Origin of the sequence: Bartonella pachyuromydis (assembly GCF_039543065.1) — a bacterium.
GTDB lineage: Bacteria > Pseudomonadota > Alphaproteobacteria > Rhizobiales > Rhizobiaceae > Bartonella > Bartonella pachyuromydis.
Genome location: NZ_BAABJA010000002.1, coordinates 138,055 through 160,778 on the forward strand (window position 1 = coordinate 138,055; position 22,724 = coordinate 160,778).

General features: G+C 35.6%; 17 protein-coding genes. 4 read left to right on the forward strand and 13 right to left on the reverse strand.

Annotated elements, in window-relative coordinates:
* Positions 1-7: 7 nt before the first annotated feature.
* From ABD917_RS02460 to ABD917_RS02520, 13 genes are all read right to left on the reverse strand, one after another.
* Positions 8-529 carry a methylated-DNA--[protein]-cysteine S-methyltransferase gene (locus ABD917_RS02460; protein ID WP_345118507.1) on the reverse strand — a complete coding sequence of 174 codons (522 nt, stop codon included), beginning with the start codon at positions 527-529 and terminating at the stop codon, positions 8-10.
* Between the two features lie 1,062 nt (positions 530-1,591).
* Positions 1,592-2,434 carry an outer membrane protein gene (locus tag ABD917_RS02465; protein WP_345118508.1) on the reverse strand — a complete coding sequence of 281 codons (843 nt, stop codon included), beginning with the start codon at positions 2,432-2,434 and terminating at the stop codon, positions 1,592-1,594.
* 827 nt (positions 2,435-3,261) lie between these two features.
* The gene (locus tag ABD917_RS02470; RefSeq protein WP_345118509.1) at positions 3,262-6,186 is read right to left on the reverse strand and encodes a bifunctional [glutamine synthetase] adenylyltransferase/[glutamine synthetase]-adenylyl-L-tyrosine phosphorylase; all 2,925 of its coding nucleotides are present in this window, start codon (positions 6,184-6,186) and stop codon (positions 3,262-3,264) included.
* 99 nt (positions 6,187-6,285) lie between these two features.
* Positions 6,286-7,668 (reverse strand): sensor histidine kinase, encoded by a 1,383-nt coding sequence (locus ABD917_RS02475; RefSeq protein ID WP_345118510.1) that lies wholly within the window; start codon positions 7,666-7,668, stop codon positions 6,286-6,288.
* Positions 7,665-8,351, reverse strand: a complete 687-nt coding sequence (locus ABD917_RS02480) for a winged helix-turn-helix domain-containing protein (RefSeq protein WP_345118512.1) — start codon at positions 8,349-8,351, stop codon at positions 7,665-7,667. Before ABD917_RS02480 ends, ABD917_RS02475 begins: the two co-directional genes overlap by 4 nt.
* Before the next feature lie 81 nt (positions 8,352-8,432).
* Positions 8,433-9,950, reverse strand: coding sequence for a Do family serine endopeptidase (locus tag ABD917_RS02485; protein WP_345118513.1), 1,518 nt, complete (start codon positions 9,948-9,950; stop codon positions 8,433-8,435).
* A gap of 221 nt (positions 9,951-10,171) precedes the next feature.
* Entirely contained in the window at positions 10,172-10,594 is a 423-nt protein-coding gene (locus tag ABD917_RS02490) for a cytochrome c-type biogenesis protein (protein WP_345118514.1), read from the reverse strand.
* Positions 10,584-12,575, reverse strand: a complete 1,992-nt coding sequence (locus tag ABD917_RS02495; protein ID WP_345118515.1) for a heme lyase CcmF/NrfE family subunit — start codon at positions 12,573-12,575, stop codon at positions 10,584-10,586. The genes ABD917_RS02490 and ABD917_RS02495 overlap by 11 nt, the downstream gene beginning before the upstream one ends.
* A gap of 7 nt (positions 12,576-12,582) precedes the next feature.
* Positions 12,583-13,062, reverse strand: coding sequence for a cytochrome c maturation protein CcmE (gene ccmE, locus ABD917_RS02500; protein ID WP_345118516.1), 480 nt, complete (start codon positions 13,060-13,062; stop codon positions 12,583-12,585).
* A gap of 161 nt (positions 13,063-13,223) precedes the next feature.
* Positions 13,224-13,982 (reverse strand): tetratricopeptide repeat protein, encoded by a 759-nt coding sequence (locus ABD917_RS02505; protein WP_345118517.1) that lies wholly within the window; start codon positions 13,980-13,982, stop codon positions 13,224-13,226.
* Between the two features lie 274 nt (positions 13,983-14,256).
* Positions 14,257-15,672 carry an ATP-binding protein gene (locus ABD917_RS02510; RefSeq protein WP_345118518.1) on the reverse strand — a complete coding sequence of 472 codons (1,416 nt, stop codon included), beginning with the start codon at positions 15,670-15,672 and terminating at the stop codon, positions 14,257-14,259.
* Positions 15,669-16,337 carry a response regulator transcription factor gene (locus ABD917_RS02515; RefSeq protein WP_345118519.1) on the reverse strand — a complete coding sequence of 223 codons (669 nt, stop codon included), beginning with the start codon at positions 16,335-16,337 and terminating at the stop codon, positions 15,669-15,671. Before ABD917_RS02515 ends, ABD917_RS02510 begins: the two co-directional genes overlap by 4 nt.
* A gap of 18 nt (positions 16,338-16,355) precedes the next feature.
* A complete protein-coding gene (locus ABD917_RS02520; protein WP_345118520.1) occupies positions 16,356-16,592 on the reverse strand; it encodes a hypothetical protein in 237 nt (78 codons plus the stop codon).
* 327 nt (positions 16,593-16,919) lie between these two features.
* Between ABD917_RS02520 and ABD917_RS02525 the strand changes: the two genes are divergently transcribed.
* The 4 genes from ABD917_RS02525 (at position 16,920) to ABD917_RS02540 (ending at position 22,081) form a co-directional block, all read left to right on the forward strand.
* The gene (locus tag ABD917_RS02525; protein WP_345118521.1) at positions 16,920-19,070 is read left to right on the forward strand and encodes a transglycosylase domain-containing protein; all 2,151 of its coding nucleotides are present in this window, start codon (positions 16,920-16,922) and stop codon (positions 19,068-19,070) included.
* Between the two features lie 18 nt (positions 19,071-19,088).
* Positions 19,089-19,685 carry a DUF1214 domain-containing protein gene (locus ABD917_RS02530; protein ID WP_345118522.1) on the forward strand — a complete coding sequence of 199 codons (597 nt, stop codon included), beginning with the start codon at positions 19,089-19,091 and terminating at the stop codon, positions 19,683-19,685.
* On the forward strand, positions 19,678-20,217 hold the full coding sequence (locus tag ABD917_RS02535; RefSeq protein ID WP_345118523.1) for a DUF1254 domain-containing protein: 540 nt from the start codon (positions 19,678-19,680) through the stop codon (positions 20,215-20,217). The genes ABD917_RS02530 and ABD917_RS02535 overlap by 8 nt, the downstream gene beginning before the upstream one ends.
* 1,078 nt (positions 20,218-21,295) lie before the next feature.
* Entirely contained in the window at positions 21,296-22,081 is a 786-nt protein-coding gene (locus ABD917_RS02540) for a DUF1499 domain-containing protein (protein ID WP_345118524.1), read from the forward strand.
* The last annotated feature ends 643 nt before the right edge of the window (positions 22,082-22,724 follow it).

Consider the following 22,724-nt stretch of genomic DNA (forward strand, 5'->3'; position numbering starts at 1 on the left):
ATGCATTTTAAAGACCCACATATTTTTCTCGTTGTAGCAAAATCTTCTTGCGCCAAGTTCCCCAGCGGTATCCAGAAATAAATCCGTTCTTACACACAACACGATGACAAGGAATGATTAATGCTAACTCGTTACATGCACACGCATTCGCAACTGCACGAAAAGCATTTGGCTTACCAATATGTTGCGCTAATGCTTTATATGAAATTGTTTCACCACAAGGCACTTCACATAATAGCGTCCACACTTTCTTTTGAAAAAACGTACCATTTATATCTAAAGAAAAAAGAGGCTTCTTTGCCAACTGCGGTGTTTCTATCATTGCTACAATATGCGCGACTTCTCTTCTCAATATACTATCATCCACTTGTTGGGCATCAGAAAAACATGCCTTGAACTCTCGTAATAATTGTTCTTTACTATCTCCTAGTGCTATATTACAAATTCCTTTATGAGACTTTGCTACCAAAAGCTCTCCTATTGATGTGTTTTTTAGACAAAATATTCTCTGTTGAAGAATTTTTAGCATTTCACCTTTTTTATATTTTTTAAAGAGTTAAGAAGCATCAATGAAATAAAGTAAGTGAATTTTTTATCACACTCTTTACGCGATAAAGTAGCACAACCCTGTAGTTTATCGTCTCAATCATTAACTTCAAATCATACTTTAAACATTTGGAGAATGAAGTTATAAATAAAACTATCCCTCTTCTTCAAGACTCATAAGTGAAAAAAATCAAATAATGATTATCTTAAAGCGCGAAAAATTATTTATCTTTTGGCAAAATATTCTTCCTCATTACATAAAAATCTTTGAAAGAAAGAACAAATAAAAATTTCATGAGGCGAATTATTCATTATACCACATGTCAAACCTTAAAAATTTAAAACTATTTTAGAAGAGATCTCAGTGACTCTATTGAAAAAGAAAACAAACAATCATATTCTGAGTTTATGATAAAATTTGTGTGCATTAAAAATGCACGCGTTTACAAAAACACAAAAGTGAAAGTTTTTTTGTAAACATCTATGACACAATATACATGTTATAAATACTGTGATTATTGAAAACAATGCAAAAATAAACAATACTGCTCATATCTACAATGAATCTTGTATATTTGGGTGCTACTGTCTGTGATACTTACCCCTATCTGATTATTCTTATATTCATAATGCCGCCTCTTTAACAGCTGATAATGCTATTTGTAATGGAGCATTTCCTCAATTCGGTAATGAAGATGATTTTTATTACAAATTATAAAATACTCAAACATCAGATATTTGATAATACTCTACAATACATGATATAGATTTTTCTATTCGCTTATCCTTGCAAACACTACTTAACTATACTATCAATTGATCTATCTATTTGGCTTAATCTTACTATCTCAAAATTTTCTGTATTAATGTTCTATTTTATTATATAAAAAATATTTATGACATATAAAAAGAGAAAGAACCATTACTTAAGATACTTAAAATAAAATGATATTTCTCTTCTTAAAAAGATTTTCCAGAACATATCTGAAAAAATAAAAGCCCCATTCGAAAATGGGACTTTAAAATCATTTTATCTCACAGCGATTTAAAATTTATATGCTACACCAACACGGAAATCATTCGTTTTATAGCGCATTTCAACTCTATCACGTACGAACTTCTTTTTGCCGAAATCTGAGTAACGGTATTCCGCACGCATAATGATATTATCGGTCACTGCAAAATCAACACCGCCTCCAAGAGTGTAACCAACCATGGTCTTTTTTTCATCTTCCAACCAGTCAGAAAGGTCAATTGCTTTCTTTTCTATATCAGAATCCTTAGAAAAAATACTACGAAGCTGCGTATAAGCAATACCTCCGGACACATATGGCATAAAACGATCAACAGAGAAACCCAATTTCACCCGTGTAGCACCAGCCCATTTTTGTTTTAAAGTATGATACACAGTTTCAGAAGGCATCGGAGGAGGAGGTGGATTATCTCGAAAATTGTTCTTTCTCATTGCTTTTTCTAAATATAACCCTGTTTCCTCAATTTGAAGCCCTTTTGATACACCAATACCCTTTGTATCCTTTTTATTCACCCACATGATATCCGTATCAATGCCTACAATAAAACCATTGCCGGTATCAATATTGTAACCTGCATAAATACCACCTATAAAACCGGAAAGTTTAGGTAAATATTCCTTTTCAACCGGTAACCATTGCCCTGTCTTCTCATTTTTTAAATAATTTGCACGGGTTTTACTGGTAAAATTACCAATTTGACCTCCCAGATAAAAACCTGTCCAAGAAAAAGATGGAGCGGCAATAATAGGTACAACAGGTGCCGGCTGTTCTGGTATTATAACATCCGCTGCATGTACTGCAGAAACCAAAGTTAGAGAAAAAAGAGAAGTTGTGATTAAGTATTTTGTAGTCATAATTGCTCCCCTAAAAGCTAATGTGACATGTAATGATTGAATAGTTTCATATTTTTTACAAAAAATCTGTAGTAAAAATGATACAGTTATAGAAAAAAGCTAATCTCTATTGAAAAATACAAGCATTTCTAGCAAACTATATTGTAATAGTTTTTTAATTTTCTATAATTTTTCCTCGAAAATATTACTTCTTCTCCATGTTTCTCAGTATGGGTGTGAGTGGTTATGTTATTAATTAAAGAAATTCATTATGTAATTCATAAAAATTCCTATCTCACTTTTTCGCAATATAGTTTCGTTATCAATATGGTTGGAAACAATATGTATCTATAATACCGTGTGTGATATTGTGTCTCAATTGATGTCATAAAAACTTGACCAGTCTCTTTTGAGAAAACTTTAGTGTCCCTTTAAATTCATGAATGTGTCTGATTTAATATGCGCTCTAGCTGGATAGGTGATGTCGTTGCGTAGTATACATTAAATGGAAAAGCTAAAAAATAATATTATTCACTAAAAATTTTTAAAAACGCACTTCAACTTTCTGAATAAACAATAAAACATAAAATGAATTCGTTTATAGTAAAAATTCTTTCAATCTATATGAGAAAATAAGAGATAATAAATTTCCCTATTTGGTGCTCTGAAACACATAATAAAACAAAACAGCAAAATTTTAATACAGATAAAGTGAATAATAATATGCTATAATCTCTATAAAAATAGATAAAATAACTTAATTTAGTATATAACTTATACCTCTATAAAAATTTTATACTTTATAAATAATTATTTGTAATTCTTGCACAAACTATTATAAACTACATTCAATGTTTCATCACGCGCGTAAAAACTGAAGACACCGATTGTCCAGTTGCCTCAATTAATTTTTCAGCACGAAGCAAATCAGGTTCCCCAATACTACTTAACAAAAGATCACTTAATCCAGGCGGCATATCATGAGGATTGAGAATGTCATTTAAGCACAATCGTATAATTTGACTTAAATTTGTATAAAGATCATAAGCATAATGTAAATCAGAAACAAATGACTGATTAAGAAAGCTCTTCGGCAAATGAAACAAAATATCTGCTGTTGTTGCTCCAATTTGAAACTCCATAACATGCGTAATAAGAGCATATTGAGCGATAAATTCCAAATCCACAATACCACCAAGCATTGTTTTTAAATCCCATTGATTTTGGGGCGGTTTTTCTTTTTCAATCAAAGTGCGCATTTCACATACTGCTTTTGCCACACTCTTCTTATCACGAGGAAAAGCAATTATTGTACAAACTTCATTTTCTAACTTTTGCAAAAAATCAGAATCTCCAGCGATACCACGTGCTCTTGTTAAAGCAAGATGTTCCCATATCCACGCTTGTCCACGATAGTAGTTTTTAAAAAACTGAAAAGAAACAGCAACAGGCCCCTTACTGCCTAATGGGCGCAATCTTAAATCAACAGTATAAAGAACGCCTTGGCTTGTAAGAGTAGATAAAGCTGTCAGCAAACGCTGTGTTAAACGTGTATAATATTGAGGAATAGAGAGAGGTTTTTCTCCATCAGATATTTCTGCATCTTCATCATGTTCATAAAGCAAAATAAGATCAATGTCCGAACCTGCAGTTAATTCACGACTGCCAAGCTTCCCCATACCTAATATGCCAACGCGTCCTCCTTTAATATGACCATGAAGACGCGAAAACTCCTCTTGAACAGAAGAAAAAGTTTTTTCTATCATAAGGTCAGCAAGTGCAGTAAATGCAAAACCTGCTCTCTCCCCTGTAATTGTACCATTTAAAATTCGAATACCAATCAAAAAGCGCTGCTCATCAGCAAAAACTCTCAAGTGATCAAGAATTTCTTCATGAGAAAAAATATCTTCAAGAAAACACTCAAGTCTTTTCTCTAGATAAGCCTTTGTTGGCAATTCTGAAAAAATGGTTGGATCTAACATGCCATCAAAAACATGGGGTTTACGTGCAATAATTTCTGCAAGACGTGGAGCAGCTCCCATGATAAGCACTAACATATCTAAAAGAGAAGGGTTAGACTGCAAAAGACTAAAAAGTTGAATCCCTGAAGGCAATCCTTGTAAAAAACGATCAAAACATAACATCACTTCATCTGCCCGTTTTGTCGCGCCAAAAGCTTTCAAAAGTGCGGGAGTCAACTCCGTCAATCTCTCACGTGCTTCCGCAGATTGCGTTGCTTTATAACGCCCAAAATGGAGAGTACGCATAATACGACAAATATCACTCGCTCTTTCAAAACCTAAACGATTTAACGTGATTAATGTCTCTGGATCATCTTCTTCACCGGTAAAAACTAAATTGCCAATTTCTAAGCCAAGTTCTTGTTCGTTCTCAAACAACGCTGCATAATGTTTTTCAACAACCTGAAGTGTTTTTAATAAATCACGGATAAAGCTACTACTCTCTTGATATCCCATCAAATATGCAACACTAGTAAATTGAGAAGCATCATGTGGAAGAAGATGCGTTTGTTGATCCGCAAGCATCTGAATACGATGCTCTACATTTCGTAAAAAAGTATAACTTTTTATAAGGCTATCTTTCGTTTTCTCACTAATCCAACCAAGCGTATGAAGTTCTGCTAACATTGCAACTGTCTGACGTCCACGCAATTGAGGGAAGCGCCCTCCAGCAATGAGCTGTTGTGTTTGGACAAAAAATTCAATCTCACGAATCCCCCCTCGTCCTAACTTTATATTATGCCCATAAGCAGAAATTTGACCATAGTTTTTATATGCATGAATTTGACGTTTTATCGAATGAATATCAGCAATAGCAGCATAATCTAAATATTTTCTCCACACATAAGGAAAAAGCTCTTTGAGAAAATTAAAACCTGCCATTTTATCACCAGCGACCGGACGCGCCTTAATCATAGCTGCACGCTCCCAATTTTGTCCACGTCCCTCGTAATAACGCAATGCAGCCCTTACTGGTAAAGCTAAAGGGGTTGAACTTGGATCTGGTCGAAGACGAAAATCAAGACGAAAAACATAGCCCTCCACAGTGCGTTCTTGAATGATACGAATTAGTCGACGTACCATTTTAGAGAATAAATCTATGCTCTCAGAAACATTACCAATATGTGGTGACATTTCATCAATAAAAACAATAAGATCAATATCAGAAGAGTAATTAAGTTCTTCTGCCCCCAATTTTCCCATGCCTAAAATGATTAATCCACAGTCTTTTTCTGGATCCTTACGGCTCGACAAATTTATTTTACCATGATCATGTGCTTCTCTTAAGAGAAAACGCAGAGCTACACCTAATGCAGCTTCTCCCAAGCGAGTCAACCAAACGCATGAGACTTCGTAAGTAAAAACACCACTCAAATCAGCTAAAGCAATGAGAACATGTGCTTCACGTTTTTTGCGCCTTAAAGCGGCCATTAATGACGTTTCGTTTATAGATTCATTCTTATCAATAAGCACAATATCATCTATAATTTCACTTAGCCTTGTTTCTATATCAACTTCCAATAAGGGGCTGAGATAAGATGGATTGGCAATTAAAACCTCACGTAAAAAAGGTGATAAGGTCATAACTGCGCTTATAAATTCAACCTGCTTTCCCTTGTCTGCAATAAAACAAACAAGCGACTCTAAATTTTCTTTTCTCGCTTGTTCTTCAATTTCTTTTAACCATCGAGAACCACTGTCATTAAGAGGGCATAAGGGGAGAAGCTGTGTTTTTAAAAAAGCATTTTTCATCTATATTCTCTTGAAAAACATGTTAGCTTCTTTCTATTGCTTTATATTCCAAGGAAAAAGAACCATAGACATATCAAACTATGAAACAAACATACTTTTTCAAGGAAATAATAAAACAGCCCTAAGTCCTGGATTTGCATTTTCAAGTAAGAGTTCACCTCCGTGAAGTTTCATAACAGCTTTTGCTATACTTAAACCAATACCAAAACCAGGCAGTGTCCGACTTTCTTCAAGACGAACAAAGCGTTCTGTTACTTTTTCACGTTTATCTGCTGCAATTCCTGAACCATTATCGCTCACGACAACCAACAAATGATCTCCTCGATATTCCATAGATAAGCAAACCTTTGCCTTTCTTCCATCTTTAGGAGCATATTTAATTGCATTATCAATAAGGTTAAAAATCGATTGTGCAATAAGCTCACGATTTAATTTCAGCTCTTTATCAAAAGTATCTCCTAACCGAAGCAAAACACCTGATTCTTCAGCAAAAGGTTCATAAAGTTCAACAGCATCTTCAAGGATCAGCTTCATATTCATAGCCTCAAGATGCTCAATTGCACTGCTAGCTTCAATGCGTGAAATCATCAAAATAGCATTAAAAGTACGAATAAGTTGATCTGATTCAGCAATAACAGCATCAAGTGCTTGACGATATTCAAGCTTGGTCTTTTGCCCAGAAAGCGCTTCTTCAGCGCGATTTCTAAGGCGTGTTAGCGGTGTTTTCAAATCATGAGCAATATTATCAGATACTTGACGCAAACCAATATTTAATTCTTCGATGCGGTCTAACATAACATTAAGGTTAGCGGATAATCGATCAAACTCATCTCCTACTCCAGCAACAGGTAGACGCCCACTGAAATCTCCCTCCATCAAACGTTGTGAAGCAGCTGTGACATGATCAATCCTCTGTAAGGCACGCCTCCCCACAAAAAACCATATGAGCAAAGCCCCTCCAACCATTGCTACAAGAGCAATCATGACTGCTTTACGAATAACCGCTGCAAAACGTTCTGGTTCATCTAAATCTCGTCCTATCAGAACCTTCATACCATTCGGTAAATCAAAAACAATTGCCAAAGCACGATGTTCACTTGTTTTGCCTTGTTCTCCAAAACGTGAATATAAAAAGGAATTTGCAATAAAGCCATTATGATTCAAAAGTCCTAATTCAATACGTGCAACATTGCCTGCTAAAATACGTCCCATAGGATCCGCAACAAGATAAAGAAAAGCTCCTGGTTGACGCGAACGATAATCAATAGTGCGTATTAATAAAGGAAGCCCACCATAATTATAAGAATCTTCGATATATCTTAATTCTTCATGTAAAGTTTGCTCCGTTTGCTCTGTTAACAGTGAAGCGGAAAAATCTGTCATATAAAGAGAAAGCCCTGTCGCAACCAACCCAAACAATAAAATATAAAGTGCTGAAAGCCTTAACGCAGTTGTGCGCATTATATTGAGCAGACGATTCATATTGTTTTATCTGGTGCTTTCAGCATATAACCAGCTCCTCGCACTGTATGGAGAAGTGGGATATCAAAATCTTTTTCAATTTTTGCTCTTAAACGAGATATATGGACATCAATGACATTTGTCTGCGGATCAAAATGATAATCCCAAACATTTTCCAAAAGCATAGTACGTGTCACAACTTGACCAGCATATCGCATCAAATATTCAAGGAGACGAAACTCTCGTGGTTGCAATAGAATATTTCTGTCACCCCGTTTTACTGTATGTGCTAACCGATCAAGTTCAAGATTGCCTACACAATAAACCGTTTCTGCCTCTTTAGGATTTTTCCGACGCTGCAAAACTTCAACACGAGCAAGAAGTTCAGAAAAAGCATAAGGCTTTGTCAAATAATCATCCCCACCTGCACGTAAACCCGCCACACGATCATCTACTTGCCCTAAAGCCGAAAGAATGAGTACTGGTGTTTCATTACCTTTAGCACGCAATTCGGAAATAATAGAAAGACCATCACGATGCAAAAGCATTCGGTCAACAACCATGACATCGTAACTTTCCGTTTCAGCTAAGGTGTATCCAGTATCCCCATCATAAGCAACATCAACGGAATGTCCTGCTTCCAAAAAAGCTTTTTCGAGATAACGCCCCGTATCACGATCATCTTCGATAACGAGTATTTTCATAAAACGCATCTCCATTATTTTTATAAAATCGTAGTGTAGGACAGAAGTCTACAAAACCTCTGCCCTACTAGCAATAAAGGGTTATTTTTTGAAAATTGGAAGAGCAACAAAACGATTTTGCTCATTTGTTCGCACTTGTAGAAGTATGGCTTTTCGTCCTAGCTTTTGAGCATTCTTGATTGCATCGGTAATATCAGAAATCTTTTTTACAGATTTATTATTAACTGTCACAATCACATCACCAGGTCGTATTCCCTTATCTGCCGCATCTGAATCCGAATCTACATCCGTTACAACCAATCCCAAACCATCATCAGAAGAAGCAACAATCAAACCATAATCTTCTAATGTCTCATCTGAGTCACTATCACTGCGCTTATTTGAAGATTTTGCACTCTCTTTCTTATCTTCATCTTCAGGCATTGAAGCAAGTTTAACTTTGATATTATCTTCCCTACCAGATCTCCAGATTCCTAAGGCTACAGTTTCTCCAGGTTTAATATTTGCAATACGCTTCGCCAGATCACGAGAATCATTAATTTTGTCACCATTCACTGAAATAATGACATCGCCTGCTTTGATGCCAGCTTTTGCTGCTGGTCCTTTTAATGGATCTGTAACCAAAGCACCCTTTGCTTCTTTTAAACCTATTGAATCAGAAATTTCCTTTGTTACAGGCTGAATCTGAACCCCAAGCCAACCACGCTGGACGGAACCTTTTTCGATCAATTGTTGCACAACTTGTTTTACTGTTGTTGAGGGAATAGCAAAAGCAATCCCAACATTTCCTCCAGACGGAGAAAAAATCGCTGTGTTTACTCCAACAACTTTACCATTAAGATCAAAAGTTGGACCTCCAGAGTTTCCTCTATTAACAGCAGCATCAATCTGAATAAAATCGTCATAAGCACTCGTACCAATATCACGTCCACGTGATGAAACAATACCTGCTGTTACAGTTCCACCAAGACCAAATGGATTACCAATAGCAATAACCCAATCACCAACGCGAAGCTTTGAATCATCACCAAAATCAACATAAGCAAATTTTCTTGTGTCATTTACTTTTAAGACTGCAAGATCGGTTCGCGGATCTTTACCAACGAGTTTTGCATTCAATTCTGTACCATCATCAAGAATAACAGAATAATTTGTACCTTCAGAAATCACATGATCATTGGTCACAATATAACCATCAGAAGAAATAAAAAAACCCGATCCAAAAGCTATCGGACGCAGTCTATTTGAACGTTGTGAAAATTTATTTTTAGGTTTATCGTTATCAAAAAATTCTTTAAAAAACCTCTTCAAAGGATGTTGATCTGGTAATTGATCAAAACTCGGACCACTAAAAAAGTTATTAAAGAACCATTCTTCTTTCTTTTTATTGCTCTTTACTTGCACTGCAACAACCGCAGGTTTTACTTGAGCAACAATATCGGCAAATCCCTGCTGTTGCATTAATGAACTAAAGACAGAATTTGCATGAGCCGTCGTCGTCAACAAACTTGATCCACAACCACTAAAAAACAGTGCACTTTCCAACGCAGCAGAAAAACTTACTGCGGCTAATGTTTTAAAGAAAGTTTTTTTAACCATTTGGTATATGCTCCTATTCAATCACATTTTGATCCCAATACCGCTCCCTTATAGAACCACAGACCTTACCGTTTTCTGTCTAAATTGTTAAAGTTTTGTAAGGTTTTGGTATATAATAACCTATTCTCATCAAGAAGGATAAAGAACCAATTGAAACGACTTCAATTTCTCTGCATAAAATACCTCTTTTAACGTAACAGCTTCTAAACTGTTTCTATGCATCAGTATTTAAAATCATTATTTTTTGCCTTATATCGTCTCATCCGAAAAAAGAAAGCACTTGCACTGATGATGATCATGATCAAAGGAAAAAGCCATAAAAACCAAGTTGCTTTATTAAATGGTGGTTTCAAGAGAATAAACGTACCGTATCGTTCAACAAGAAAATCAATCACTTGTTGATTTGTATGCCCCATTTTTAATCTTTCTCGGATCAAAAGCCGTAAATCACGTGCTAAGGGTGCATCTGAATCATCAATTGATTGACTTTGGCAAACCGGACAGCGCAAATGTAATGAAATATCTCGTGCACGTGCTTCAAGAACTGTATCCGTTAACATTTCATCCGGTTCTACTGCTGTGACTAACCGTAAAGAAAAAATCATGATCAAAAAAACTAAAATCCAGAGTAATCTACTTTTCATCTAAATGTCTTTTCAGAACATTGAAAGTAAGTTTCCTATTATGCATCCTCATGCGAAACCAATAACCAAGAAAAGAAAGGAATCCGCCCATAGCCATCATCAATGCTCCTAACCAAACACATATTACGTAAGGCTTCCACCATATATGCACAACAATTCCCCGATCATCTATACGTCTTGGCACAATATAGAGCTGCGATAAACCATAATTTTGAATACCAACTTCTGTTGTTGACGTATTTTGACTTGAATAAAATCGCTTTGATGCTGTTACATTGCGCACAGTATTGTTATTTTCATATATTGTAAAATGAAATTCCCTTGCTGAGTAATTCGGACCAACACCATTGCACACTACTTCATCTAAATGAAGAGTTTTGCCCGCTATCGTTACCATATCTCCTATCTGTATGGTTAAAATATGCTCTTGGCCAAAAGTTGATACACAAACAATACCAAATAATGTAACGCCTAACCCCATATGTGCCACTGCTGCACCAAAAACCGACCATGGTAATCCGATAAATCTCCTAACCCGTACTCTAAAAGCGATCTTGTGATGTCCACTCTTTTCCCAAAGATCAACCAAACTGCCTAAAAAAACAAAAACTGAAAGCCCAATTCCTAAAATGGCAAAAATATCCTGCAAGGAAGCTGTATAGAATGTGATAAAACAAGTTATACAAACCAATGCAAAAACAAACCAAAGCCGCTCAAGAACTGCGAGAAAATCACCCCGTTTCCATGTCATCATCGTTCCAAATGGAACTAATAATAACAAGAACACCATTAAAGGCCCACAGGTAAGATTAAAAAAAGCAGCGCCTACAGAAATTTTTTGTCCCGTTAATGCTTCAATACAATAAGGGTAGAGTGTACCAATCAACACTGTCGCTGTTATTGTTGTGAGCAACAAGTTGTTTAAAACAATAAAACCTTCCCGCGAAATTGGTTGAAAAAAATTTCCCTTTGTCAAAACAGGTATGCGTAAAGCAAAAAGAAGCAAAGCCCCTCCCGTGAAGAAGAATAAAAGTATCAGAATTGCTTGTCCTCGTGCTGGATCAACCGCAAAACTATGAATAGATGTTAAAAGACCAGAGCGAACAAGAAAAGTTCCCATAAGAGAAAGAGAAAAAGTAACGATAGCCAAAAATAAAGTCCAACTTTTCAATGTTTCTCGTTTTGCAAGAACAAGGGCAGAATGTAAAAGGGCTGTTCCTGAAAGCCAAGGCATAAATGAAACATTTTCAACGGGATCCCAAAACCAATAACCACCCCATCCTAACTCATAATATGCCCAATAGGAACCAACCATAATACCCAATGTTAAAAAACACCATGAAAGTAAAAGCCAAGGACGAAGCCAATGCGCCCAAAGCCTATCGACATGCCCTATAATCAATGCAGCCACTGCAAAAGAAAAACAAAGTGAAAAACCAACATACCCTAAATAAAGAAGTGGTGGATGAATTGCTAAGGCGATATCTTGTAAAAGAGGATTGAGATCTTCTCCCTGTAATGCTGGTGGATTAACACGTAAAAAGGGGTTTGACATAAAAAGAATAAATAAAAGAAAAGCGCTGGCAATCCAACTTTGGCATATCAAAATAAGGGCTTTAAAATGCTCAGGTAAATGTTGGCTAAACAATGCCATTAATGTACTAAAAAAAGAGAGGCTTAAAACCCATAACAACATGGATCCTTCATGGTTTCCCCAAACACCAGTAATTTTATACAGCATTGGTTTTTCTGAATGAGAATTCTCAACCACATTCAAAACAGAAAAATCAGAAATAATGTAGGCATGAACAATAATCAAAAAAGATAAGAATAATAATGTAAAAGTTATATATGTTAGAGGAATAGAAGCTTGTATTAATGAACGCTCCCTCCATAAAAAACCTAAAGCGGGTAAAAAAGCCCCTAATAAACTTACTGCAAAGGCAGCAGATAAAAAAATATGCCCCAGTTCAACAAGCACAATCGAATTATTTCTCCATATTGTGATGCTTGTACAAGCGATCAGCTGTTTCTTTAGACATATAAGTCTCATCATGTTTTGCTAAAATACGCGTACCTATAAAAACACCCTGTTTATCGAAATATCCTTCTACGATAACTCCCTGCCCCTCACGAAAAAGATCCGGTAAGACACCATTAAAAATCACTTTCTCATGTTTTATATTATCCGTTACAAAAAAAACAATGCCCACCTCTCCAATATGTTCAACAGTCCCTTTTTCAACAAAGCCGCCTAAACGCAAAGGATATCCCGTTAGAATATCTTCTCTTGTAATTTCAGATGGTGTTCTAAAAAAACTTACCGTATTACGCATTGCATAGATAATAAGACTTATTGCAATTGTTATCACCAAACAACACGATAAAATGATCAACAATCGATTTTTTTTCCGTTGCTTTAAAATAACCTTCAATGAAGGAGAAGTATGGAATGGGTGACTGTTCATAAACTGTCTACGGAAATTGTCTTACAAATGCGGTGTATAAATACTGATTATTCATATGCTTTATCTTTCGAGATAAGCTTGGCATATCTTGTATGGGGGTGCAACTTTTTATCCAATATCTTTACTACTCTCGAATATCTCCTCTGATTTAATACTCTAAACTACCTCAAATCACCTTTCTTAAGATTCTCATTGGATGCATGATGTAATTGAAAGATCATTGCTTCAATACGCGATCGTCCTGTAAAATTTCTAGGCATTGTATCAAGAAAATTTTGTAAAAACTGCACTGCCTGTATAGACTTTCCTGCCTGATGAAGCGCTTCAGCGATTAATAAATGAGGATAAAAATCTTTTGGTGCCAGAGCCGCTGCTTTTTGAAAAGCATTTTGAGCTTCTTGTGTAATTATGCCACCCTCGTAACCCACCAGTGCCAACCCATATCCAACAAGTCTTGGAGCTGTTTCTCCATTCAAGCGCAGCGCATCTAAATAAGTGTTCACAGCCTCCTGAAATTGACCTTCCTCAAGGTAGCCTACTGCTAATGCATCTGCTAACTTGCCATCATGAGGTGTGCGAAAAAAAAGGGCTTGCAGACGAACAAGCTGTTCACATTTACTAAGCATTTGAGGATCCTTATCCATGAGTTCGCTAAAAAAATAACTCTTAACTTCTGGATTCCCTGTAAGATCGTAAATGCTCCAAGTAATAAGAAGAACAAATAAAACACTTAAAGCTTTAATATGTTTACTGTTATAATGCGTGTAAATCTTATTGAACTTCACCCAATACCTATAGTTTCTTTCATTATCACTGCTTTGAACGCCTAAATTTTCTTTTTCTCCGTAGTAATATAGCGCAAGAAAAAGAATGCTCGCTAAAAAAATGAAAAAAAATGCTACCAAGATTAATAAGAGCATATCATTTTGCAACCAAAGCGAAAATTAAAAAAAGAGCCAATTTACTTTTTTCCCTTATTCACGAAGACACTTATGAAAAATGTTAGAAGCTTATTTCTTATCAACAGCATTGTTAAATTTATCATTCATTTTTCTCATAGAGATCAAAAGCATAAAAACAAAATTTTATTTTTACATTTTAATTATAAATCCTGCAATAACTCTTACTATCATGTGAAAAACACGCTGCATGCTTATGAATTTTAATATATGCTCTAAGCAAAAAGAAATATATTTATCTTCGCCTTGGTAATACAACTTTCGCACACAATCCTCCCAAGGTAGAACGTGATAAAAAAAACTTTCCACCATATTCATTGACCATATCTGAGACAATCGCTAACCCTAACCCTGATCCTGACTTACTTTCATCAAACCGGTGTCCCCTTTTTAGAGCATCATCAATTTTGTCTTCTGTTAAACCGGAGCCATCATCTTCTACGAGGATCTTAAAATATTCTGTTTTTTCAATATTTTCTTCTAAACAACAAGAAATCATAACTTTTGTATGAGACCACTGCGCAGCATTCTCAATCAAATTTCCCACAATTTCCTCTAAATCTTCCCTTTCACCAGAAAAAATAATATCATCAATATGCATGATAAATTGAAACTGTTTTTCTGGATTAAGTTTTTCCATCACCCATACCAAACGATCAACAACTCTGCGAACAGAGGTATGATAGATAATACTGTCACGTTGTGCTGCAATCCGCGCACGCTGAAGGTAATGATTTATTTGGGCCTGCATTATTTGTGTTTGTTCTCTCAATAAAACAGCCTGCTCTCCACACATCTTATCAACTTCATTTACCATCACTGATAGAGGTGTCTTTAATGAATGTGCAAGATTACCAACTTGCGTGCGAAATCGTTCAATAATACGTTGATTATTATTGATGAGAGCATTCATCTCTTCTGCTAGCGGCATAACTTCACTGACTAAATCTGTATTCACATAATGAGCTCTACCTTCGCGAATATCATTCAATGTGCGTCGAATAAGCTTCAACGGTTTAACACTAAAGAAAATAAGAGCAATATTGATGAGAACACTGCCTATACCAAAAATCCAAAGAAAAATTTGTAAAGTTCGTTTAAATTCCCGTATCTGTGCATGTGCTTCATCGATATTCCCAACGAGGCGAAAACGTGCAATATGGTTTTGATCATCAAGAATAACATCACTTTCAATGACTTGTAGCTTCTGACCGCTCTCTCCCTTTATCCGATAAGAGCGAAAAAATTTGCTATCAAAAGGTATATCAATATCGCTTGGTGAAAATATGCTCCCTGTTCCTAAGGATGGAGATGTCAATCTTCCTTTTAAATTAGGTGATATCGCCACAACTTCCCAATACCATCCTGTTGTTGGATCAGAATAATGAATATCATCAATCCCAACACTTCCCCTTAAATTTCCCTCTGGTGAAACCGTTACCGTCGCAATAAGATTGTAAAGCTGAGCAGAAAGAATACGCTCTAGATTTTGTTCACTTGAACGCTGATAAAATAAAATACTCACTGCAGAAATGGATGAAAGTGAAATAACAACCCATAATGTTGATAAGATCATAACACGTAAACTGAGAGATCTACTAACGAAAAAAAATAGTCTCCTCAACCGGTTATTCTTTTTAAAAATATTCATTGATCACCTAGCGCTCTCACGCGATAGCCCATTCCCCGAATAGTCTCAATCAAATCTACCCCAAGCTTTTTACGTAAGCGCCCTACAAAAACTTCAACAGTATTTGAATCCTTATCAAAATCCTGATCATAAAGATGTTCGGTAAGCTCTGTCCTTGAAACCACCCTATCACTATGATGCATGAGATATGAAAGAAGTCTAAATTCATAGGATGTTAATTTAATCAACTGACTATCAACAAAAACACGAGAAGTCTTGGTATCTAACAAAACACTACCGCAGCATAACGTGCTTGTTGCATGCCCAGTAGATCGACGAATTAACGCCCGTAACCGTGCCATCACTTCTTCCAAATGAAATGGCTTAACAACATAGTCATCAGCACCTGCATCAATACCACGCACCTTATCAGACCAGCGATCTCGCGCCGTTAGTATGAGGATCGGCATAGTGTACCCTTCGTGGCGCCACTTTTCAACAACACGAATTCCATCTATATGCGGCAATCCTATATCAAGTATCACAGCATCATAAGACTCTGTGCTCCCTAAAAAATAAGCCTCTTCACCATCAAAAGCACTATCTGAAACATATCCTGCATTTTTTACCGCTTCTGCTAATTGATGGTTAAGATTTTTATCATCTTCAGCAATTAGAATACGCATGATAATATCTAACAAACATTAAGTGGCAGGAACAGAAACTTCAACACGACGTAATTTTTCACCATTACGAGCAGGTACAACAACCACAATATCACACATATCTTTTCCATCCTGAACAACTGGTTTTGAACGCACTAGTACTCCATTTTCTCGAGCGGAAACCTTTTTGCCTACCTCAGCACATTCAGAAGCCAGAACAAAATCTGCCCCCCAAAAAATTGCTACGACCATGAATAAGAAAACTTTTTTCATCATAAGCATTTCATAATCCATTTTAGATGAATATAGGATGAATAATGGCTTTTTGTTTACTCAAAAATTACACTGGCGTTATGATTTGCCCTCTGTGTAATAGAATAACAGGATTATGGTATCCAAAATTTTAAATTTTTCAAAATAAAATCTTATTTAATAATTTTAAAATAACGAAAAAAATTTAATACATAGTCTAAGAAAAATAAATAATCATCATTCTAAATTAAATTCTGTCCCAATTATGACTATAGCAAAAAATTACTTTTGCTCCATATAGTTATTATTAAATTTATTTGGTTGTATTGCTTTTCTATAGGCTTTCCTTAAATGTTTTATTTTTTAAAAAAAAAGAAAAAAAAACATCATAAACCATTCTGCAGTCCTACACTCATTGAATTAGATGCACTCTTTGATACAACACTTTATCACCTCTATTCTGCTAATCGTTTTTTCTGGAATAGGGCAAAAATCATCTCACAATCTTTGCGTATGCGTGGATGGAAACGCTTTATAGTAGAATTTCTTGATGAAACACTCACATTGGGATTAATTGGTTTTACTCTTTTTACTACCATTGGTATTTCTGTTTTTGAATTAACAAAAAAAGATTGGTCTTTACCAAAAAATTTTTCCATTCTTTTTCTAGATCGTTATGGAAATCCTATTGGTCACCGTGGTGCATTGCCAACTGTGTCTGTCCCCGTTGACGAAATGCCTGATTATGTTATTAAAGCTGTTCTCGCAACCGAGGATCGTCATTTTTTTGATCACTGGGGGATTGACTTGCAAGGATTGACGCGGGCAATCTCACAAAATATGCAAGCTAAGAGTGTGGTTCAGGGCGGATCAACTCTTACGCAACAACTGGCTAAAAATTTGTTCTTAACAAATGAGCGAACCATAACACGCAAAATCAAAGAAGCCTATCTTGCTCTTTGGCTGGAAGCAAACTTGAGCAAAAAACAAATTTTGCAACTTTACCTTGATCGTGCATATATGGGAGGAAATAATTTTGGTATTGCAGCAGCTGCAAAATTTTATTTTGGGAAAAATATCAGCAATATATCTCTTAGCGAATCTGCTATGTTAGCAGGGCTTTTCAAAGCTCCAACCAAATATGCTCCTCATAGTCACCTCTTTGCGGCTCAAACACGTGCTAATGTGGTACTTGCTAATCTTGTAAATAGCGGGTTTATGATTGAGAGCCAAACTATCAACGCCCATCGTCATCCTGCTAAGGCGCTTCCAAAAGTAAAAAATACTCTACCTGATTATTTTCTTGATTGGGTATTTGGTGAAGTTCAAAAAATGCGCGATCAACTTCCCAGTCATAGTTTAATTGTTCAAACCACTCTTGATCCGAATATTCAAAAAGCAGCAGAGGAATCAATCGCATATCATTTACAGAAATATGGTCAACAATATCGTGTCACACAAGCTGCCACCGTTATACTCGAAAATAACGGCGCTGTACGTGCAATGGTTGGAGGAGTGGATTATAATAAAAGCCAATTTAACAGAGCAACACAAGGAGGTAGACAACCTGGTTCTTCATTTAAACCCTATATTTATGCACTGGCAATGGAACATGGCCTGTCTCCCTCAACAATTGTCTTAGATGCTCCTATCAATTGGGGGGGGTGGTCACCCAAAAATAACTCTGGTCGTTATCTTGGTAAAATTGATTTGGCTACGGCTTTAGCCTTTTCCATCAATACAGTTCCTGTTTATCTTACCTATCAATATCTTAACCGCGATACAAAACCCATCATAGAGCTTATCAAAAATATGGGTATTGACGCACATATTTTATCACATAAAACAATGATTCTGGGTACATCCAATATGACTCCCATGGATCAAGCAACCGGTTTTAATGTCTTTGCTAATGGAGGAATGGCTGGAAATCGCCATGGTTTTACGCAAATCAGAACAATAGATGGACGTTTGATATGGGACTTTGAGCATAACGGCAATAAACTACATCGAGTCCTCACTAGCCAATCAGCAGCCTATATGAACCAAATGATGGTTGGTGTTACCACACGAGGGTCAGGTAAACGCGCTGCCCTCCCCATGACGCTTGTTGCTGGAAAAACTGGAACATCACAATCCTATCGCGATGCATGGTTTGTTGGCTTTACCGGTAATTATACTGGAGCTGTATGGATGGGCAATGATGATTTCTCACCAATGAATCGTGCTTTTGGTGGTGGTGTTCCTGCCATGATATGGCACCGTATTATGCTTTCTGCACACCAAAATATTATGCTCAAACAGCTCTATGGTGTTGAACATTCTCTCCTCCCTTATCAACCACCCGTACATCCTTCTAATAATGATCCTGAACTTGCCCCTCCAATACCATATACGCTCTCCTCTGAAACATTAGATATTTTGCGTCTGATTAACAACGCTCTGAAAAAGCCACCTACCATCTCTTTGAAAAGGGAAATTACAGGAGCTGCAAAACTTTGAATTTGAGATATTCGTACTATGTTTGTTAAGAGCGTTATTCCCTGTTTCATCTTTGCTTTTGCCCTTTTATGTGGAACACTGAGTGTCGATTATATACTCAATTCCTTTCCTTATTTTGGCCGCTTCACAATTGGAGAATGGAGCGCTTACCCTAGCATAGGAACATCCAATACTGATCCCTATACGCGCGCACGCGCTGCCAAACGGGGTGATATTTCAATTGGACACACAGAAGGACTTATTTTTCAAATTTGGAAAGATAACTATGGGCGTCCATTACGCCCCTACTGCCATTACTTACTTAAAGGCTATATCCCTAAAGCGCGCCTCTTTACACTTTATACAGCTGATAAATCACTCAAACCATATACTTCATCCAAGGATATCCCTTTTGAACTCTATACCAACAATATTACCTATGAAAATGATGGGGCTTTACGCATCAACATCTCACCAACACCACAAACCGGTAATTGGCTTGCAACGATTAGTCAAAAAGAATTCGGGCTTATTCTCACCTTATATGATACCCCGATCATCTCCGCACCCCCCTTGCAAAAGCTTACAATGCCATCTGTAGAACAAATTCCATCAGGACAAATGAACTGTGATTAGATTCATTCACACCGCACTTCTTGCAATTATTGGCGCTCTTATTGTCCATATTTGCGTTCTTTTTCTGATCCCTTATTGGGCACAGAATAATATATGGACAGAACTAAAAAAATCAGGAGCTCCTTATCAATTTGTTAGCTTGGATGCGCAGAACTCTCTCCAACGGACTACTGATCCGTTCTTTCTTCTCAAAGTCTGCAGATTTGATCTCGCAAATGGCCCTGTTCATTTAAAGGCTTTAAAGACAACACAATTTTGGTCACTCGCAGCCTATACACAAGAGGGAATTATTTTTTATAGCCTGAATGATCGAACCGCCCCTGATGCTACACTTGACCTCATCATTGGAAAACCAATACACATCATAGAGCTTAAACAATCAAAACCTCAAAACAATATAAATTCAGTTCTGGTTGCTAAACAATTGAATAAAGGTTTTGCACTCTTACGCATCTTTGCTCCCTCCTTACTTGCAAAAAAAGAAAGTGAAGCCTTCTTTTCATCGTCAACCTGTCACATGTTGAATGAATAAAAACATCTATCTTTTTTAATTAATGAAGATTACACATCGTCTCACACTTACATTTTTCTCGTTCCTAATGGGAACATATCTTTCACAAAAAATAAAATACCATTTTGTTGCACGTTCATGCACTTTCTTTACAAAAACATCTCTCAATGTGCTCAAATTAATTTCACAACGGCGCTCATGAATAATGGTATAATTAAAATCTGTTGTGCCCCCTTATCTTTACACTTATAAAAGCACAAACTAGCCCATCATATTACTTACTAGTCCTTATGTTGCTGTGGCCTCTGCCTTTGAAACGCATTCATAAGGAGCATAATTCCTGCTTTTTTCAACTGTTTTTATCCACACACGAGTCTCATTTATAACATGCAAAGAAATTATTTTGATTGTTTCAATATAAGAAAATTTGCAATATTTGCAATAAGAGAATCTTACGATATTGAACTCTCTTATTTAGTATAAATAAAGATAAATTATTTTAATAAATCAATATATTACAAACTTATATCAAAATGGTTATTTTCAACCTTCATTAATACCATATGAGAATGAAAACGCCATTCTCATTCTAACTTTTTAAAGACTAAACTTTTTATTGAAGCAAAAAATCATTCATAATGATTGCCATAATAATCTTCTCTTAAAGTATAAATCCGCTATACAAAGCATATAGAAATTAGCACATTTTTATAAATGTAAAAATAATGCAAGACCTGTTGCAGATGAGCATGTTCTATTTGGTAGGAAAGCGCTTCTTTGCACTATAAGTATTCAAGATAGCTAAAAATTTTAGATAAACAAACTTATAGCAATAGTAAAACTTGTCCTCTTAATTTATTGCTATGTAATGACAAAATATTCTTATAAAATTTTACCTGTATACTTACACCATAGTAAACTATAGAGAAAATAACCGCCTTCTATGAATAAGAATAATTACTGGAAATTGTTATGCATTATACGTCCTTGATCTTAAAAGTAAGTGCTTTACTTTTGTTCTATGATCAGAAGCTTTTTGCGAGATATGAAATCTAGGAAAATTTTGCTTCTAGTCTATGGTTGAGAGGAAAAAGGGTTCATGAAAAAGGCATATGTTCGGTTAGTCTCAAGAGCCGCAGTATGGGCACCTCGTTTTGGGGGGCTAGCGTTTTTTATTGTATTTTTTTCAATAATTTTACAGCGTTTTTCTGTGATTGATGTTGTTGTTTTCATCATTTTGGTTATCATCTCTTCTTGCTGTGTTTTTGTTTCTCTTTTTCTTGCATTCAAAGCGCTATACAGTTTGTGGGTGTATGGTGCTCTAGGGGGAATGAAAGCTTTAAAAGGAATTATTTATTCATTACTCACGAGTATACCATTGTTGCTGTTTTGGGGGCTTTGGTTTACTTTACCAGCTCTTTACGATGTTTCTACGGATACACAAAGACCACCTGTTTTTTTTCGCACAATACGCCCTAGCAATGCTTTGCCGCTTAAAAATATTTTGATCAAACAAACGGCATTACAAATGTCACAATGGCCAGAAATATCAGGACGCCGCTATGATGGCCCACCTGATCGCATTCGCGAATCCGTTTTCAATGTTTTGGCTGCGTATGATTGGCCCATTGTCGCACAGCGAGAGCTTAAAGGTGAAGAACATGAAATTTATATCGAAACGATGGCCAAAACTTTTTACCTCGGTTTTATTTCAGACATTGTGATCCGCTTAACTGATGAAGGTGATACCACCTTTGTTGATATGCGTTCTGCTTCACGTTATTTGCCAAGAGATTTGGGGACTAATGCTGCCTTTATTATCAATTTTATGGATGCCCTTGATACGGAAATCGCCTCACTTCCTCTCTCACCAGATGATGGATAACAATCAAGAAAGCAATTTATTTTATAAATAACAGATTATTTTTCAATAAATTATAATATATAAGAAAATAATCACTTTTCAAAAGCTATAAACTGAGCATCTTATACAAAAAATAATAATCTAAATACGACACGCCCTTAAAGCAATAAAAAAGCTTTTTAAAAAGCACTCATAACGATAATTGCTAATATTTAAAGACACTATCCAAATGCCATCAGTAAACATTTTTTTAAGATCAATCATATATAAAAACAATAAATATTAATATATATTATTCATATAAAAATTAAATAAGGAAAACAATATAAAAAATGAATTTATTCTTATTAAGGATTTAATTTTAATATTTTTTCATTAAAGACCTTAGAGACAGAATAAAATTAAAATAATTATTTTTATATGAATAACGTATATAAATAAAATATGTCATAGAAAATAATATAATGAACCAAAATATTTTTAACAAAATTTTTTATAATTTCTTTTTTACTATAACCTTTATATCTATAATGTAAAAATAATGTATAGAAAAATATAAATAAAGCACCTATAGAAAATAATAATTCTACAATAATACGTATAAGGTCACTCATAAAAAAAATCCAAATTAAATATATAATTTTGTAAAATTATGCACCTAAAC